Origin of the sequence: Hydrogenophaga sp. ANAO-22, from assembly GCF_042466645.1 — a bacterium.
Classification (GTDB): Bacteria; Pseudomonadota; Gammaproteobacteria; order Burkholderiales; family Burkholderiaceae_C; genus Hydrogenophaga.
Window position 1 is genome coordinate 5,563,485 of the sequence record NZ_CP159956.1, and the last position, 14,177, is coordinate 5,577,661.

The 14,177-nt window shown below is 64.6% G+C and carries 14 protein-coding genes and 1 tRNA gene; 8 read left to right on the forward strand and 7 right to left on the reverse strand.

Features of this window, described 5'->3' with window-relative positions; genetic code table 11:
* Positions 1 to 2: 2 nt before the first annotated feature.
* From ABSY19_RS27025 to ABSY19_RS27035, 3 genes are read right to left on the reverse strand one after another with little or no spacing between them, the layout of a single operon-like run.
* Complete coding sequence (locus ABSY19_RS27025; protein WP_382157459.1) at positions 3 to 590, reverse strand: TIGR00730 family Rossman fold protein; 588 nt, start codon at positions 588 to 590, stop codon at positions 3 to 5.
* 19 nt (positions 591 to 609) lie between these two features.
* Positions 610 to 999, reverse strand: a complete 390-nt coding sequence (locus tag ABSY19_RS27030) for a diacylglycerol kinase (protein ID WP_382157461.1) — start codon at positions 997 to 999, stop codon at positions 610 to 612.
* Between the two features lie 12 nt (positions 1,000 to 1,011).
* Positions 1,012 to 1,566, reverse strand: coding sequence for an RDD family protein (locus tag ABSY19_RS27035; RefSeq protein ID WP_382157463.1), 555 nt, complete (start codon positions 1,564 to 1,566; stop codon positions 1,012 to 1,014).
* A gap of 279 nt (positions 1,567 to 1,845) precedes the next feature.
* Between ABSY19_RS27035 and ABSY19_RS27040 the strand changes: the two genes are divergently transcribed.
* The 7 genes from ABSY19_RS27040 (at position 1,846) to ABSY19_RS27070 (ending at position 11,153) form a co-directional block, all read left to right on the forward strand.
* The gene (locus ABSY19_RS27040; protein WP_382157465.1) at positions 1,846 to 3,621 is read left to right on the forward strand and encodes an acetolactate synthase 3 catalytic subunit; all 1,776 of its coding nucleotides are present in this window, start codon (positions 1,846 to 1,848) and stop codon (positions 3,619 to 3,621) included.
* 117 nt (positions 3,622 to 3,738) lie between these two features.
* Positions 3,739 to 4,230, forward strand: a complete 492-nt coding sequence (gene ilvN / locus ABSY19_RS27045) for an acetolactate synthase small subunit (protein ID WP_291118919.1) — start codon at positions 3,739 to 3,741, stop codon at positions 4,228 to 4,230.
* A 142-nt stretch (positions 4,231 to 4,372) separates the two neighbouring features.
* Entirely contained in the window at positions 4,373 to 5,389 is a 1,017-nt protein-coding gene (ilvC, locus tag ABSY19_RS27050; RefSeq protein WP_291118923.1) for a ketol-acid reductoisomerase, read from the forward strand.
* A gap of 165 nt (positions 5,390 to 5,554) precedes the next feature.
* Positions 5,555 to 6,367: a CDP-diacylglycerol--serine O-phosphatidyltransferase gene (pssA, locus tag ABSY19_RS27055; protein WP_382157467.1), complete on the forward strand. Its 813-nt coding sequence runs from the start codon at positions 5,555 to 5,557 to the stop codon at positions 6,365 to 6,367.
* Between the two features lie 173 nt (positions 6,368 to 6,540).
* Positions 6,541 to 8,229 carry a 2-isopropylmalate synthase gene (leuA, locus tag ABSY19_RS27060; RefSeq protein WP_382157469.1) on the forward strand — a complete coding sequence of 563 codons (1,689 nt, stop codon included), beginning with the start codon at positions 6,541 to 6,543 and terminating at the stop codon, positions 8,227 to 8,229.
* A gap of 44 nt (positions 8,230 to 8,273) precedes the next feature.
* Positions 8,274 to 9,815, forward strand: a complete 1,542-nt coding sequence (locus tag ABSY19_RS27065) for a 2-isopropylmalate synthase (RefSeq protein ID WP_382157471.1) — start codon at positions 8,274 to 8,276, stop codon at positions 9,813 to 9,815.
* A 177-nt stretch (positions 9,816 to 9,992) separates the two neighbouring features.
* On the forward strand, positions 9,993 to 11,153 hold the full coding sequence (locus tag ABSY19_RS27070) for a serine hydrolase (protein WP_382157473.1): 1,161 nt from the start codon (positions 9,993 to 9,995) through the stop codon (positions 11,151 to 11,153).
* 61 nt (positions 11,154 to 11,214) lie between these two features.
* Here the strand turns inward: ABSY19_RS27070 and ABSY19_RS27075 are convergent, their stop codons facing one another.
* The 4 genes from ABSY19_RS27075 to ABSY19_RS27090 all read right to left on the reverse strand — a co-directional run bounded on the left by ABSY19_RS27075 (position 11,215) and on the right by ABSY19_RS27090 (position 14,010).
* Positions 11,215 to 12,015 (reverse strand): IclR family transcriptional regulator, encoded by an 801-nt coding sequence (locus ABSY19_RS27075; RefSeq protein ID WP_382157475.1) that lies wholly within the window; start codon positions 12,013 to 12,015, stop codon positions 11,215 to 11,217.
* A gap of 103 nt (positions 12,016 to 12,118) precedes the next feature.
* Positions 12,119 to 12,856: an arginyltransferase gene (locus ABSY19_RS27080; protein ID WP_382157477.1), complete on the reverse strand. Its 738-nt coding sequence runs from the start codon at positions 12,854 to 12,856 to the stop codon at positions 12,119 to 12,121.
* Positions 12,853 to 13,623 (reverse strand): leucyl/phenylalanyl-tRNA--protein transferase, encoded by a 771-nt coding sequence (gene aat / locus ABSY19_RS27085; RefSeq protein ID WP_382157479.1) that lies wholly within the window; start codon positions 13,621 to 13,623, stop codon positions 12,853 to 12,855. The genes ABSY19_RS27080 and aat overlap by 4 nt, the downstream gene beginning before the upstream one ends.
* 30 nt (positions 13,624 to 13,653) lie before the next feature.
* Entirely contained in the window at positions 13,654 to 14,010 is a 357-nt protein-coding gene (locus ABSY19_RS27090; RefSeq protein WP_382157481.1) for a VanZ family protein, read from the reverse strand.
* Between the two features lie 38 nt (positions 14,011 to 14,048).
* On the opposite strand from ABSY19_RS27090, the gene ABSY19_RS27095 reads away from it, so the two are divergent.
* Positions 14,049 to 14,124, forward strand: a tRNA-Asn gene (locus ABSY19_RS27095).
* The last annotated feature ends 53 nt before the right edge of the window (positions 14,125 to 14,177 follow it).

The following is a 14,177-nucleotide window of genomic DNA, read 5'->3' on the forward strand; positions in this document are numbered from 1 at the left end:
GCTCAGATGGCCTCGATGCGCGGCTCGGGCGCCAGCCCGGCGGATTGCACCAGCTCTGGCAACAGGCTGGCCGGATCGCGGCCCACGCGGATCAGGTCCATCTGCCAGGCGTTCATGAACTGCTGCTCGACGCCGGTGCGCAAAAAGGTTTCCAGGCCGTCGTAGTAGCCACCCACGTTGAGCAGGCCCACGGGCTTGTCGTGGTAGCCCAGCTGGCGCCAGGTCCAGACCTCGAAGAATTCCTCGAACGTACCGATGCCGCCCGGCAATGCCACGAAGGCATCGGCGCGCTCGGCCATCATGCGCTTGCGCTCGTGCATGGTGTCCACCACGTGAAGTTCGGTGCAGCCGTGGTGTGCCCACTCCTTTTCCACCAGCGCCTTCGGGATGATGCCCACCACGCGGCCCCCGGCGGCGAGCGTGGCTTCGGCGACCACGCCCATCAGGCCGTTGCGGCCACCCCCGTAGACGAGTTGGCCGGCCCGGCTGCCGATCCATTCGCCCACGGCGCGGGCGGTGTCGGTGAAGGCTGGGTGCGCGCCGGGGCGCGAGCCGCAGTAGACGCAGAGGGAGAAGGTGGGAGAAGTCATGAGGGTGAGGAAAAAATGGTCAGGCCCAGCGGGTCCACAGGGCGGCGATCCAGATGCCGGCGCACAGCAGCAGGCTCAGCAGCACCGCCGCGCTGCCCATGTCCTTGGCGCGTTTGGACAGGTCGTGCCATTCGGGGCCGATGCGGTCAATGGCGGTTTCGATGCCGGTGTTGAGGAGTTCGACCACCATCACCAGCAGCACCGAGGCGGCGAGCAGGGCCGTCTCGACCCAGTTTCGGCCGAGCCAGAACGCTGCGGGAATCATCACCAGGGCGGCCAGGGCTTCCTGGCGAAAAGCCGTTTCGCCCCAGCCGGCGCGCAGGCCGGCCAGGGAATAGCGGAACGCATGCGCCATGCGCGTGAGGCCGGTGCGGCGCTTCTGGGCGTCAACGGGTTCTTGGTTGTTCATTGGAGGCTGGTTTCAGCGCTTGGCACGAGGCGGTGTAGGGGGCGGGGCCTGGTGCACGAGGCGGGTGCCCGCGAGCGCATCGTGCAGAAACTGGCGCTGCGGATGGAAGCGCGAGAGCAGGGCCCAGACGACGATCCAGCCGCACAGCAGCACCGCCAACTCGCCCCCAGGCAAGCCCATGAGGCCGGAGACCGCCAGCGGTGGCAGCAACCACAGCCAGGACAGCAGGTAGCGCAGCAGGGCGCGAGCCTGGGTGAGCGCGCGCCCATGGCGGTCCACGACGCGGATGTGCCAGGTCTTCATGGCCAGCGTCTGGCCCTTGGCCCAGAACCAGGCGAAGTAGATGCCGAACACCACGAACAGGAACGCCTGCTGGGCATGCCGGTTGTCCAGGGCGTGCCGGGTCTGGGTGAGCGTGGAAAACAGGTAGCCGGCGAGGAACACGACGCCGAACATCAGCATGCCCTCATACAGCCAGCAGGCCATGCGGCGGCGCAGCGAGGGCGCCATCAAGTTGGATTCGGCGCTGGAAGGGGGCGTCGTCGAGGCAGGCGGGGAAGCGGGCATGAGGCAGGCGGCGGGCGCGAAGGCGGCAAGGAAGACGGGAATTGTCGCATTGCGGCACATGTGGGCGCCTTTTTGGGGCGGCTTCTGGCGCCCCGGCTGGAAAAACCTTGTTGCAGTGCGATAATGCCGGCTGCAATTCAAAACAAGGCAAACGGATCAGGGTCCGGCGGGGTATGTGCCCGCTCATGGCCATTGGTCTCAAGTCTCGAAACCGCTCCACAAGAGTGGGTCAAGAGGCACCCAAGGTTTTTCGTCAGAGAAATTCTCGAAAGGTTCATCATGGAAATCAGCAAGGCCGAACTGGCCTCGGCTGCCGCCGCCAAAGGCGCAGCCCCTCAAGACCTCCGCGGCGCAGAAATCCTCATCAAGGCCCTCCAGGCCGAAGGTGTGAAGTACGTCTGGGGCTACCCCGGCGGTGCTGTGCTGCACATCTACGACGCTTTCTACAAGCAGAACACGATCCAGCACGTGCTGGTGCGCCATGAGCAGGCCGCCGTGCACGCGGCCGACGGCTACGCGCGCGCCACCGGTGACGTGGGCGTGGCCCTGGTCACCTCCGGGCCGGGCGTGACCAATGCCATCACGGGCATCGCCACGGCCTACATGGACAGCATCCCCATGGTCATCGTGACCGGTCAGGTGCCCACCGCCGCGATCGGCCTGGACGCCTTCCAGGAGTGCGACACCGTGGGCATCACCCGCCCCATCGTCAAGCACAACTTCCTGGTCAAGGACGCGCGCGACATGGCGATGGTCATGAAGAAGGCCTTCCACATCGCCCGCAGCGGCCGGCCCGGCCCGGTGGTGGTGGACATTCCGAAGGACGTGTCCTTCAACAAGGTGCCCTACAACGGCTACCCCGACTCGGTGGAGATGCGTTCCTACAACCCGGTGCGCAAGGGCCATGGCGGCCAGATCCGCAAGGCGCTGCAACTGCTGATGACGGCCAAGCGGCCCTACATCTACACCGGTGGCGGCGTGCTGCTGGGCAACGCCACCAACGAGCTGCGCACGCTGGTGGACATGCTGGGCTACCCGGTCACCAACACGCTGATGGGCTTGGGCGCCTACCCGGCTTCCGACCGCAAGTTCCTGGGCATGCTGGGCATGCACGGCACGATCGAGGCCAACAACGCCATGCAGAACTGCGACGTGCTGCTGGCCGTGGGGGCACGTTTCGACGACCGCGTGATCGGCAACCCCAAGCACTTCGCGCAGAACGAACGCAAGATCATCCACATCGACATCGACCCGTCGAGCATCTCCAAGCGCGTCAAGGTCGACATTCCCATCGTGGGCGACGTCAAGGACGTGCTGACCGAGCTGATCAGCATGGTGCGCGAGAGCACCGCGCGGCCCGATGACAAGGCCCTGGCCGAGTGGTGGAAGACGATCGAGGCCTGGCGTGCGCGCGACTGCCTGAAGTACGACCGTGGCAACAAGGACGTGATCAAGCCGCAGTACGTGCTGGAAACGCTGTGGAACATGACCAAGGACGCGGACACCTACATCACGTCGGACGTGGGGCAGCACCAGATGTGGGCGGCCCAGTACTACCGCTTCGACGAGCCGCGCCGCTGGATCAACTCCGGTGGCCTGGGCACCATGGGCGTGGGCATTCCCTATGCCATGGGCATCAAGCTGGCCAAGCCCGACAGCGAGGTGTTCTGCGTGACCGGTGAAGGCTCGGTGCAGATGTGCATCCAGGAGCTGTCCACCTGCCTGCAGTACAACACGCCCATCAAGGTCGTGGCTTTGAACAACCGCTACCTGGGCATGGTCCGGCAGTGGCAGGAGATCGACTACGAAGGTCGCTACAGCCACAGCTACATGGACGCGTTGCCGAACTTCGTCAAGCTTGCCGAGGCCTATGGCCACGTGGGCATGCTGATCGAGCGTCCCGAGGACGTCGAACCGGCGTTGCGCGAAGCGCGCAAGCTCAAGGACCGCACGGTCTTCATGGACTTCCGCACCGACCCCACCGAGAACGTGTTCCCTATGGTTCAGGCCGGCAAGGGCATCACCGAGATGCTGCTGGGTTCCGAAGACCTGTAATTCCCGAAGCGAAGCGGCGAAAAGCCTTCGCCGCTTCATCCCCTCAGACGAATCTATTGTCCGCCAAGCCTGCGCATTACCGTGCGCAGGGGAGGGCGGCGAAAAGAGGAATCGCACATGAAACACATCATCGCTGTCCTGCTGGAAAACGAACCCGGCGCCCTGTCGCGCGTGGTGGGCCTGTTCTCGGCCCGTGGCTACAACATCGAATCGCTCACGGTGGCGCCTACCGAGGACCCCAGCCTCTCGCGCATGACGATCCAGACCACAGGGTCGGACGACGTCATCGAGCAAATCACCAAGCACCTGAACCGCCTCATCGAGGTCGTCAAGGTGGTCGACCTCACCGAGGGGGCCTACACCGAGCGCGAGCTCATGATGGTGAAGGTCCGCGCGGTGGGCAAGGAGCGCGAGGAAATGAAGCGCATGGCCGACATCTTCCGCGGCCGCATCATCGATGTGACCGAGAAGAGCTACACCATCGAACTCACCGGCGACCAGGGCAAGAACGACGCCTTCCTGGAGGCGATCGATCGCTCGTCCATTCTGGAGACCGTGCGCACGGGCGCCAGCGGCATCGGCCGGGGTGAGAGAATCCTGCGCGTCTGACTGTTTCGGGGCTCAGCCATTTGCCCGTTCGCGCTGAGCCTGTCGAAGCCCGGGCCCGCCCTTGTGGCGGGCCGGGGTACCGAGAGCCCTTCGACAGGCTCGCGAAGAACGGCAAAACCCATCAAATCCATTGGAGCAAAGCATGAAAGTTTTCTACGACAAAGACTGTGACCTGTCCCTGATCAAGGGCAAGACCGTGGCCATCATCGGTTACGGCAGCCAGGGCCACGCACACGCACAGAACCTCAACGACAGCGGCGTGAAGGTCGTGGTTGGCCTGCGCAAGGGCGGTGCTTCCTGGGACAAGGTCGGCAAGGCCGGCCTGAACGTCCTGGAAGTGAACGAGGCGGTCAAGGCCGCCGACGTGGTCATGATCCTTCTGCCCGACGAGCAGATCGGCGAGGTCTACAAGAACAACGTCGAGCCCAACATCAAGCAAGGCGGCTCGCTGGCCTTCGCTCACGGTTTCAACGTGCACTACAACCAGGTCGTGCCCCGCGCGGATCTGGACGTGTGGATGGTGGCGCCCAAGGCCCCCGGCCACACCGTGCGCAACACCTACACCCAGGGCGGCGGCGTGCCCCACCTCGTGGCTGTGCACCAGGACAAGAGTGGCAAGGCGCGTGATCTGGCGCTGAGCTACGCCATGGCCAACGGTGGCGGCAAGGCCGGCATCATCGAGACCAACTTCAAGGAAGAGACCGAGACCGACCTGTTCGGTGAACAGGCCGTGCTGTGCGGCGGTGCCGTCGAGCTGATCAAGATGGGCTACGAAACCCTGGTCGAAGCCGGCTACGCGCCCGAGATGGCCTACTTCGAATGCCTGCACGAGCTCAAGCTCATCGTGGACCTGATCTACGAAGGCGGCATCGCCAACATGAACTACTCGATCTCGAACAACGCCGAATACGGCGAGTACGTGACCGGTCCGGAAGTGATCAACGAGCAGTCGCGCGTGGCCATGCGCAACGCGCTCAAGCGCATCCAGAACGGCGACTACGCCAAGATGTTCATTCAGGAAGGCCGCCTGAACTACCCGTCGATGACGGCTCGCCGCCGCAACACCGCCGACCACAGCATCGAAGTGGTGGGTGCCCAGCTGCGCGCCATGATGCCCTGGATCGCCAAGAACAAGCTGGTGGACCAGACCCGCAACTGATCGTCCAGCCGCGCCGCCTGCCGGCGCGCATCGACCGCAAAGGCCACTTCGGTGGCCTTTGTCGTCTTTTCCTACAGACACACTGCTTTACACTGGGGCATTCTGTGCAGGAGGTCTGCTCCAGGAACCGAGGGTTTCTGAGCGCAGCGACGCACGGAGGCCCGAATGCACGACGGAACCGAAACCACTATGACGCCAAGCGACGAACGCCCCAGGCGCCCCAAGGGCATCTACATGGTGCCCAACATGATCACGCTTGCGGCCCTGTTCGGCGGCTTCTACTCGGTCGTCATGGCCATGAACGGCCGCTACGACCTGGCCACCGTGGGCATCTTCGTGGCCATGGTGCTGGACAGCCTGGATGGCCGCGTCGCGCGCCTCACGAACACACAGAGCGCGTTCGGCGAGCAGATGGACTCGCTGTCCGACATGGTGTCCTTTGGTGCGGCCCCGGCGCTCATCGCCTACGAATGGACCTTGCGCGACATCGGCCGCTGGGGCTGGATCGCGGCCTTCGTGTACTGCGCGTGTGCGGCCTTGAGGCTGGCGCGTTTCAACGTCAACACCGCCGTGGTCGACAAGCGCTATTTCCAGGGCCTGCCGTCTCCCGCAGCCGCCGCCCTGGTGGCGGGGTTCATCTGGCTCATGACCGAGCTGGAGATTCCCGCGCAGGACGTGACCTGGCCCATGTTCGTCATCACGCTCTACACGGGCCTGACCATGGTGACCAACGTGCCTTTCTACAGCTTCAAGGACCTGAGCCTGAAGAAGAGCGTGCCGTTCGCGGCCATCGTGCTGGTGGCCCTGGGCATCGCGGTCATCAACATCCACCCACCGACCGTGCTGTTCGCGCTCTTTGTCGTGTACGGGCTGTCCGGGTATGCGGTGTACTTCTGGCGCAAGGCCAAGGGCCGACCGACCAGCGTGATCAGCACCTCCACCGACGAGCCCGACGAGCGCGGCCTGCACGACGATTGAGCTTTGTGATACAGTTTGAGCCATGATTTTTCGCGCTTTCGCCCTACTACTGGATGTCCGACACGGGCAGGCTTGGTAGCGCGCGCGCATTCCATTCAAAACGGCCCGTTTGCACCTGCAGCGGGCCGTTTGTGTTTTGGGGCTGCGGGTTTCAGTAACATCGAAAGAGCACCATGTTGAAACACCCTGCCAGCAAGTACCCTGCCTTCAAGCCGATCGGTCTCAAGGACCGCACCTGGCCCGACGCCGTCCTCACCCAGGCCCCCATCTGGCTGAGCACCGACCTGCGCGACGGCAACCAGGCCCTGATCGAGCCCATGGATGTGGAGCGCAAGCTGCGCATGTTCGAGTTGCTGGTGAAGATCGGCTTCAAGGAGATCGAGATCGGATTCCCATCGGCTTCGCAGACCGAATTCGATTTCCTGCGTCGCCTGATTGACGAGCGCCTCATTCCCGAGGACGTCACCATCCAGGTGCTGACCCAGGCGCGCGAACCGCTGATCCGGCGCACCTTCGAGGCCTTGCAAGGCGCGCCGCGCGCCATCGTGCATCTCTACAACGCCGTGGCCCCCGTCATGCGGCGCGTGGTGCTTGGCATGAACGAAGACGAGATCGTCGAACTGGCCACCTCACAGGCCCGCCTTTTCAGCGAGCTCGCCGCCTTGCAGCCCGCCACGCAGTGGACCTTCCAATACTCGCCCGAAATGTTCTCCGGCACCGAGCTCGCCTTCTCCAAGCGCGTGGTGGATGCGGTCACCGAGGTCTGGCAGCCAACGGCCGAACACAAGTGCATCATCAACCTGCCGTCCACGGTGGAGCACAGCACGCCCAACATCTTTGCCGACATGATCGAGTGGATGCACCGCCATCTCGCGCGGCGCGATGCGATCGTGCTGTCCGTGCATCCGCACAACGACCGCGGCACCGGCACGGCTGCGGGCGAGTTCGCCTTGATGGCGGGCGCCGATCGCATCGAAGGCTGTCTGTTCGGCAACGGCGAGCGCACTGGCAACCTCGATCTGGTCAACGTTGCGCTCAACCTCTACACACAAGGTGTCTCGCCCGGCCTGGACTTCTCCGACATCGACGAGATCCGCCGCACCGTCGAGCACTGCAACCAGTTGCCGGTGCACCCGCGCCATCCTTACGTGGGCGACCTGGTCTACACCTCGTTCTCCGGCTCTCACCAGGACGCGATCCGCAAGGCGTTTGCCGCGCGCCGGGAAGACGACGCCTGGAACATCCCCTACCTGCCTGTGGATCCCAAGGATCTGGGGCGCAGCTATGAGGCTGTGATCCGCGTCAACAGCCAGTCGGGCAAAGGCGGCATCGCCTACCTGCTGGAAAACGAATACGGCCTGGAATTGCCGCGCCGCTTGCAGATCGAGTTCAGCCAGGTAGTGCAGGAGGTCATGGATGCCAACGGCAAGGAGCTGGCCGCGGCCGACCTGTGGGACATCTTCGAGCGCGAGTACGGCCTGTCCCAGGCCCGTGCGCCGCTGCAGCCCGTGATGGAGGACATCTCGGGCCAGAGCGTGCGCGTGGCGGCCCAGGTGGAGATCGGCGGTGAGCCGGTGGTGGTGGACGGGCAGGGCAACGGCCCCATCGACGCCTTCGTCAACGGCCTCAACGCAGCGATCGGCCGCCAGGTGCGGGTGCTCGACTACCACGAGCACGCCATCGGCTCGGGCGCGCAGGCGCGCGCCGTGGCCTATGTGGAGATGCGCATCGACGAGACGCGCACGGTGTTCGGGGTGGGCATCGACGCCAACATTGTTTCTGCGTCCTTCAAGGCCATCCTGTCCGGCCTGCACCGGGTGGCGAGGCCCCACACCAGCGAATCCGAAGCCCAGGCGGTCTGATCCCGACCTGGGTGGATAAAAACAACCTTGAATGGAGTTTCCCCATGAGCGACAAACTGATCATTTTCGATACCACCCTGCGCGACGGTGAGCAATCGCCCGGTGCGTCCATGACCAAGGACGAGAAGCTGCGCATTGCGCGCCAGCTGGAGCGCCTGAAGGTGGATGTGATCGAGGCCGGCTTTGCGGCCAGCTCGAACGGGGACTTCGACTGCGTGCAGGCCATCGCCAACACCATCAAGGAGTCCACGGTGTGCTCGCTGGCGCGGGCCAACGACCGGGACATCGCGCGCGCCGCGGAAGCCCTCAAGGGCGCTCAGCGCGCGCGCATCCACACCTTCATCGCAACCAGTGCCCTGCACATGGAGAAGAAGCTGCGCATGACGCCCGAGCAGGTGCTGGAGCAGGCAGTGCAATCGGTGCGCTTCGCCCGCAACCTGGTGGACGACATCGAGTTCAGCCCGGAAGACGGCTACCGCAGCGACGTTGATTTCCTCTGCCGCGTGCTGGAGGCCGTGATCAAGGAGGGCGCGACGACGCTGAACATCCCGGACACGGTGGGCTACGCGATCCCGGAGCTCTACGGCGATTTCATCCGCACGCTGCGCGAGCGCGTGCCCAACTCCGACAAGGCCATCTGGTCGGTGCATTGCCACAACGACCTCGGCATGGCCGTGGCGAACTCGCTGGCCGGCGTGAAGATTGGTGGCGCGCGCCAGGTGGAGTGCACCATCAACGGCCTGGGCGAGCGCGCGGGCAACTGCTCGCTGGAAGAGATCGTGATGGCGGTGCGCACACGGCGCGACTACTTCGGCCTGGACGTGGGCGTGGACGCCACGCAGATCGTGCCGGCCAGCCGCATGGTGAGCCAGACCACCGGCTTCGTGGTGCAGCCCAACAAGGCGGTGGTGGGTGCCAACGCGTTTGCCCATGCCAGCGGGATTCACCAGGACGGCGTTCTCAAGGCACGCGACACCTATGAAATCATGCGCGCGGAGGACGTGGGCTGGAGTGCCAACAAGATCGTGCTGGGCAAGCTCAGCGGCCGCAATGCGTTCAAGCAGCGCTTGCAGGACCTGGGCATCGAGATGGAGTCCGAGAGCGAGATCAACACTGCGTTTGCGGCGTTCAAGGAACTGGCCGACCGCAAGAGCGAGATCTTCGACGAGGACATCCTGGCCCTGTGCAGCGACGAGAGCGTGACCGCCGAGAAGGAGCAGTACGGCCTGGTCTCGCTGAAGCAGCGCAGCGAGACCGGCGAGCGCCCGCACGCCAGCGTGGTGTTCACCGTGGACGGCAAGGAAATCCAGGGCGAGAGCGACGGCAACGGCCCCGTGGACGCGTCCCTGAAAGCGATCGAGAACCACGTGAAGAGCGGCGCCGAGCTGCTGCTGTACTCGGTCAACGCCATCACCAGTGGTTCCACCGAGAGCCAGGGTGAGGTGACGGTGCGCCTTCAACACGGTGGCCGCGTCGTCAACGGCGTGGGCGCCGACCCAGACATCGTCGTGGCGTCGGCCAAGGCGTACCTGAGTGCGCTGAACAAGTTGCACAGCAAATCAGACCGGGTTGCCGCCCAGGGATAAAACCCAATGAAATCAAAGGCTTGATGAATTGTGTTTCGTGAGGCGCAGAAAAGACACCAAAAGTAGCACTTGTTCTACCGATCACTGAAGACAGTTTCCCAAGCTTTTGATATTGCTAGTTTTTTTCCGAATGCCTATACTTCACCCCTGCGCAGTTCCTGTTGCTGGAGTGGAGTCATGGTCATCGGCGTCGATCGTTTTCGCAAAATTTTGCTGGTTGCGGCTGTTGCCGGTTGGGTAGCGCTTTCCTTCGCGCCCTTGCAAGCCCAGGCCGCCAGCAACGCGAAAACCGCCAAGAAGACGGTGACGGCCAAGGCCACTCCCAAGCGCACGGTGGCCACCTCGAAGAAGGCCCAACCCAAGGTGGCGCAGGCCCCGGCACGCAAGACCGTTCGCGTGGCCAGCAAGCCCCAGGGCCGTGTGAAGGTTCAGATGGCGGCGGGCAAGACGACCTCGCTGCACAAGGTGGCCGTTCAACGCAAACCCGCAGCCACCCAGGCGGTGATGCGCGCGGCCGTGGCGCCCCGACTTTCCGAAGGCTCGCGCCTGGGCCTGCGTTCGATGGACGATCCGCTCGAACTCAATTCCAGCGTGGCCCTGGTGATCGATCAGGAAACCAACGAAGTGCTGTTCAGCAAGAACGACGCGGCCGTGCTGCCGATCGCCTCGCTGACCAAGCTCATGACCGGCCTGGTGGTGGCAGACGCCCACCTGAACATGCAGGAAATGATCACCATCACGCAGGACGACGTGGACACCTACAAGGGCAGTAGTTCGCGCCTGGCCGTGGGTACCACGCTCAGCCGGGGCGAGCTGATGCACCTGGCGCTGATGTCCAGCGAAAACCGGGCCGCCCATGCACTCGGTCGCACCTACCCCGGTGGCCTTGCCGAGTTCGTGCGCCTGATGAACAAGAAGGCGCTGGAACTGGGCATGGCGGACACCCGTTACGTCGAGCCCACCGGCCTGTCCAGCTCCAACCAGTCGAGCGCGCGCGATCTCGCGACCCTGGTGTCCGTGGCCTACCAGCGCCCCATCCTGCGCGATTTGTCCACGTCGCCCAGTTACGAGGTCGACCTCGGTCGTCGCACGCTGCACTACAACAACTCGAATGGCCTGATCAAGAACCCGTCGTGGGACATCGGCCTTCAGAAGACGGGCTACATCTCCGAAGCCGGCCGTTGCCTCGTCATGCAGGCCAAGGTGGCGGGCCGCCAGTTGATCATGGTGTTTCTGGACGCCACGGGCAAAGTGGGGCGCATGCAGGACGCCGAACGCGTGCGGCGCTGGGTCGAAGTGCAGACCGATGCGCGCGTGATGCCCCGCCCTCAAGGCTGACCCTTTCCCAGCCCCCATGAAAAACGGCCCTGACGGGCCGTTTTTCATGGGGGTGACGCGCTCAGCGGGCGGATGCCGGCATCGGCACCTTGGGGCAGCCCAGCGCGGATGAAATCTCGGCAGCGGTGGAGCGCAGCTTGGGCACCCAGCTCTCGTCGATGCGGTCCGCGGGGGCGGAGATCGACAGCCCAGCCACCAGCTTGCTCTGGTCGTCGTAGATGCCGGCGGCCATGCACCTCACGCCCAGCTCCAGTTCCTCGTTGTCCCGTGCGAGGCCGGCTTGCCGGCACTGCGCCAGTTCGCGTTCCAGGGTCGCGAGCTGGGTCAGGCTGTTGCGCGTGTTGCCAGCCAGCCCGGTGCGGGTGGCGTAGGCGCGCACCCGTTGCGGCTCGTCATCGGCCAGGAAGAGCTTGCCCACCGAGGTGAGGTGCAGGGGCGCGCGGCCACCAATGGCGCGCACCACCTGCATGCCGGAGCGCTCGCTGTACGCCCGCTCCACATAGACGATTTCGTCGCCCTGGCGCACGCTCAGGTTGACCGGCTGCTGGATCATCTTGTGCAGCTCGCGCATGGGCAGCAGGGCGGCATCCCGCACGCTCAGCCGTGCCTTGACCAAGTTGCCCAGTTCCAGCAACCGCATGCCGAGCCGGTAGCTGCCTGCCTCGGGCCGATCGACAAACCGGCCGATGGTCAGGTCGTTGAGGATGCGGTGCGCGGTCGAGGGATGCAGGCCGGTCTTCTCGCTGATTTCCTTCAGCGACACCGGTTCCTCGCGCGATGCCAGCACTTCCAGCAGGTTGAACATGCGTTCGATCACCTGGACAGTGGGCGTGCTGGGAAGGGTCTCGGAGCGTTTGGTCATGAGAGGTCAGAGGTTGTTCTTGATTTTACAAGATGAAATCCACTTCCTCCAACCGGTGCCGGAACACGCTGGCAGCGAACGCCGCCCTCGGTCAGGCCACGCCTCAGGGCGCCGTGATCCAGCGGCCCTCGAGCAGCAACTCGTGCGGCTGGAAGCCCGCCTTGTAGTTCATCTTGCTGCTCTGCCCGATCCAGTAGCCCAGGTACACATGGGGCAACTCCAGCGCGCGGGCCTGATCGATCTGCCAGAGCACGCTGTACGTGCCGTAGCTGGCCTTTTCATCGGGTTCGTAGAAGGTGTAGACCGCCGAGAGGCCATCGTTCAGCACGTCGACGATCGAGACCATCTTGAGCCGGGAAGGGCCACCGTCGGTGCCGGGCTGATGGAACTCCACCAGCCGCGAATTGACCCGGCTCTGCAGAAGGAACTGCGTGTACTGGTCGATGCTGTCGTGGTCCATGCCGCCGCCGGCGTGGCGGCTGTTCTGGTAGCGCAGGTAGAGCTGGTAGTGCTCGGGGATGAAGCAGAGCTTGAGCACGCGCGTCTGCAGCATGCCGTGCTGCTTCGCCGATCGTCGCTGGCTCCGGTTGGGTGTGAACGAGGCGACCGGCACGCGCAGCGGCACGCAGGCCTGGCAGCCATCGCAATACGGGCGGTAGGTGAACATGCCGCTGCGGCGGAAGCCGTGCGTGACCAGATCCGAGTACGCGTCGTTGTGGATGAGGTGGCTGGGGGTGGCGACTTGCGAACGCGCCTGACGGTCCGGCAGGTAGCTGCACGGGTAAGGTGCCGTGGCGTAAAACTGCAGCGCCTGAAGCGGGAGTTCTTTGAGGTGGGTCACGCGCGAGGACCGTCGTCAGAGAGGATGTGTTGCCAGTATACGGGCTCGAATTCCCAGCGTGGGGCAGGGTGGGGCAGGGCCATTCGAACGTGTCGGCAGAACTCGTCGCGGGCCATGAGCTGGCCGCCCAGCGATGCCAGGTGCGTGGTGTTCTGCTGGCAGTCGATCAGGGGCATGCCGTGGGCGCGGCAGAAGGCGATCAGCGCCGCCAGGGCGATCTTGGAGGCATCGCTGCGGCGGCTGAACATCGACTCGCCGTACACCATGGCGCCGAGATTGACGCAATACAGCCCACCGGCCAGCTCGCCGTCGAACCAGGCCTCCACACTGTGTGCGAGGCCTGCGTGATGGAGCCGGACGTAGGCTTCCACCATCGCGGGCAGGATCCAGGTGCCAGTCTGGCCGTCGCGCGGCGTGTGCGCGCAGGCGCGGATGACGCGTTCGAAGTCGTGGTCGAAGCGCACTTCCAGCCGCTGCTCGCGCAACAGCCGGGTGAGTGTCTTGCGCAGCGAGCGGTGCAGACGGAACTGGCGGGTCTCCAGCACCATGCGAGGGTCGGTGCTCCACCACAGGATGGGTTGGCCCGCGCTGTACCAGGGGAAGATGCCACGGGAGTACGCGGCGACCAGCGTCGGCACATCCAGCACCCCGCCTGCGGCGAGCAGACCGGGCGCGGGGTCTGTGGCACTCCAGGCCGTTTCCACGGACGGAAACGCCTGGCCGGGCTCGAGCCACGGCAATGCTCGGTTGGGCGGGGTGTGTGACATGCCACTATTGTGCGCGGCGGCCCCGCGGTTTCAAGCGGCGGGGCGGGCGATCCGACGAAGAAGCCACCAGGCCAGGGCGCCCAGCAGAATGCCCACGCCATCGGCCGCGAGATCCGACCATTCGCCGTAGCGCCACCCCGTGGCCGCCTGGGCCAGTTCGATGGCGCCGCCATGGGCCAGCAGAGACGCAGCCACCGCGTTGGGCCGACGTGGATAGGCGAGCAGGCCCAGGAACGCCAGCCAGGCGAATCCGAACGCGTGCTGGGCCTTGTCCCATATGTCGAGGCTCTGGGGTGGAAGCAGGACCACGGGCACGAGCGAGGCGACGGTGAGCACCGCGACACTGAGCCAGAAAAGCGGTTTGATGATGAAGATGAAGCGGGTCATAGAAAAACGCGAAAAACGACGCTATAATTCGAGGCTGTTCCCTGATAGCTCAGTCGGTAGAGCGACGGACTGTTAATCCGCAGGTCCCTGGTTCGAGTCCAGGTCGGGGAGCCAGACAGACAAAAGACAAAGGCCTTCTTCGGAAGGCCTTTGTCTTTTCTGCGTCT

What these genes read in the sequence shown, in the direction of transcription:
- ABSY19_RS27025 (WP_382157459.1), bottom strand. Translation starts at nt 590, where the DNA reads ATGACTTCTCCCACCTTCTCCCTCTGCGTCTACTGCGGCTCGCGCCCC.
- ABSY19_RS27030 (WP_382157461.1), bottom strand. Translation starts at nt 999, where the DNA reads ATGAACAACCAAGAACCCGTTGACGCCCAGAAGCGCCGCACCGGCCTC.
- ABSY19_RS27035 (WP_382157463.1), bottom strand. Translation starts at nt 1,566, where the DNA reads ATGCCCGCTTCCCCGCCTGCCTCGACGACGCCCCCTTCCAGCGCCGAA.
- ABSY19_RS27040 (WP_382157465.1), top strand. Translation starts at nt 1,846, where the DNA reads ATGGAAATCAGCAAGGCCGAACTGGCCTCGGCTGCCGCCGCCAAAGGC.
- ilvN (WP_291118919.1), top strand. Translation starts at nt 3,739, where the DNA reads ATGAAACACATCATCGCTGTCCTGCTGGAAAACGAACCCGGCGCCCTG.
- ilvC (WP_291118923.1), top strand. Translation starts at nt 4,373, where the DNA reads ATGAAAGTTTTCTACGACAAAGACTGTGACCTGTCCCTGATCAAGGGC.
- pssA (WP_382157467.1), top strand. Translation starts at nt 5,555, where the DNA reads ATGCACGACGGAACCGAAACCACTATGACGCCAAGCGACGAACGCCCC.
- leuA (WP_382157469.1), top strand. Translation starts at nt 6,541, where the DNA reads ATGTTGAAACACCCTGCCAGCAAGTACCCTGCCTTCAAGCCGATCGGT.
- ABSY19_RS27065 (WP_382157471.1), top strand. Translation starts at nt 8,274, where the DNA reads ATGAGCGACAAACTGATCATTTTCGATACCACCCTGCGCGACGGTGAG.
- ABSY19_RS27070 (WP_382157473.1), top strand. Translation starts at nt 9,993, where the DNA reads ATGGTCATCGGCGTCGATCGTTTTCGCAAAATTTTGCTGGTTGCGGCT.
- ABSY19_RS27075 (WP_382157475.1), bottom strand. Translation starts at nt 12,015, where the DNA reads ATGACCAAACGCTCCGAGACCCTTCCCAGCACGCCCACTGTCCAGGTG.
- aat (WP_382157479.1), bottom strand. Translation starts at nt 13,623, where the DNA reads ATGTCACACACCCCGCCCAACCGAGCATTGCCGTGGCTCGAGCCCGGC.
- ABSY19_RS27090 (WP_382157481.1), bottom strand. Translation starts at nt 14,010, where the DNA reads ATGACCCGCTTCATCTTCATCATCAAACCGCTTTTCTGGCTCAGTGTC.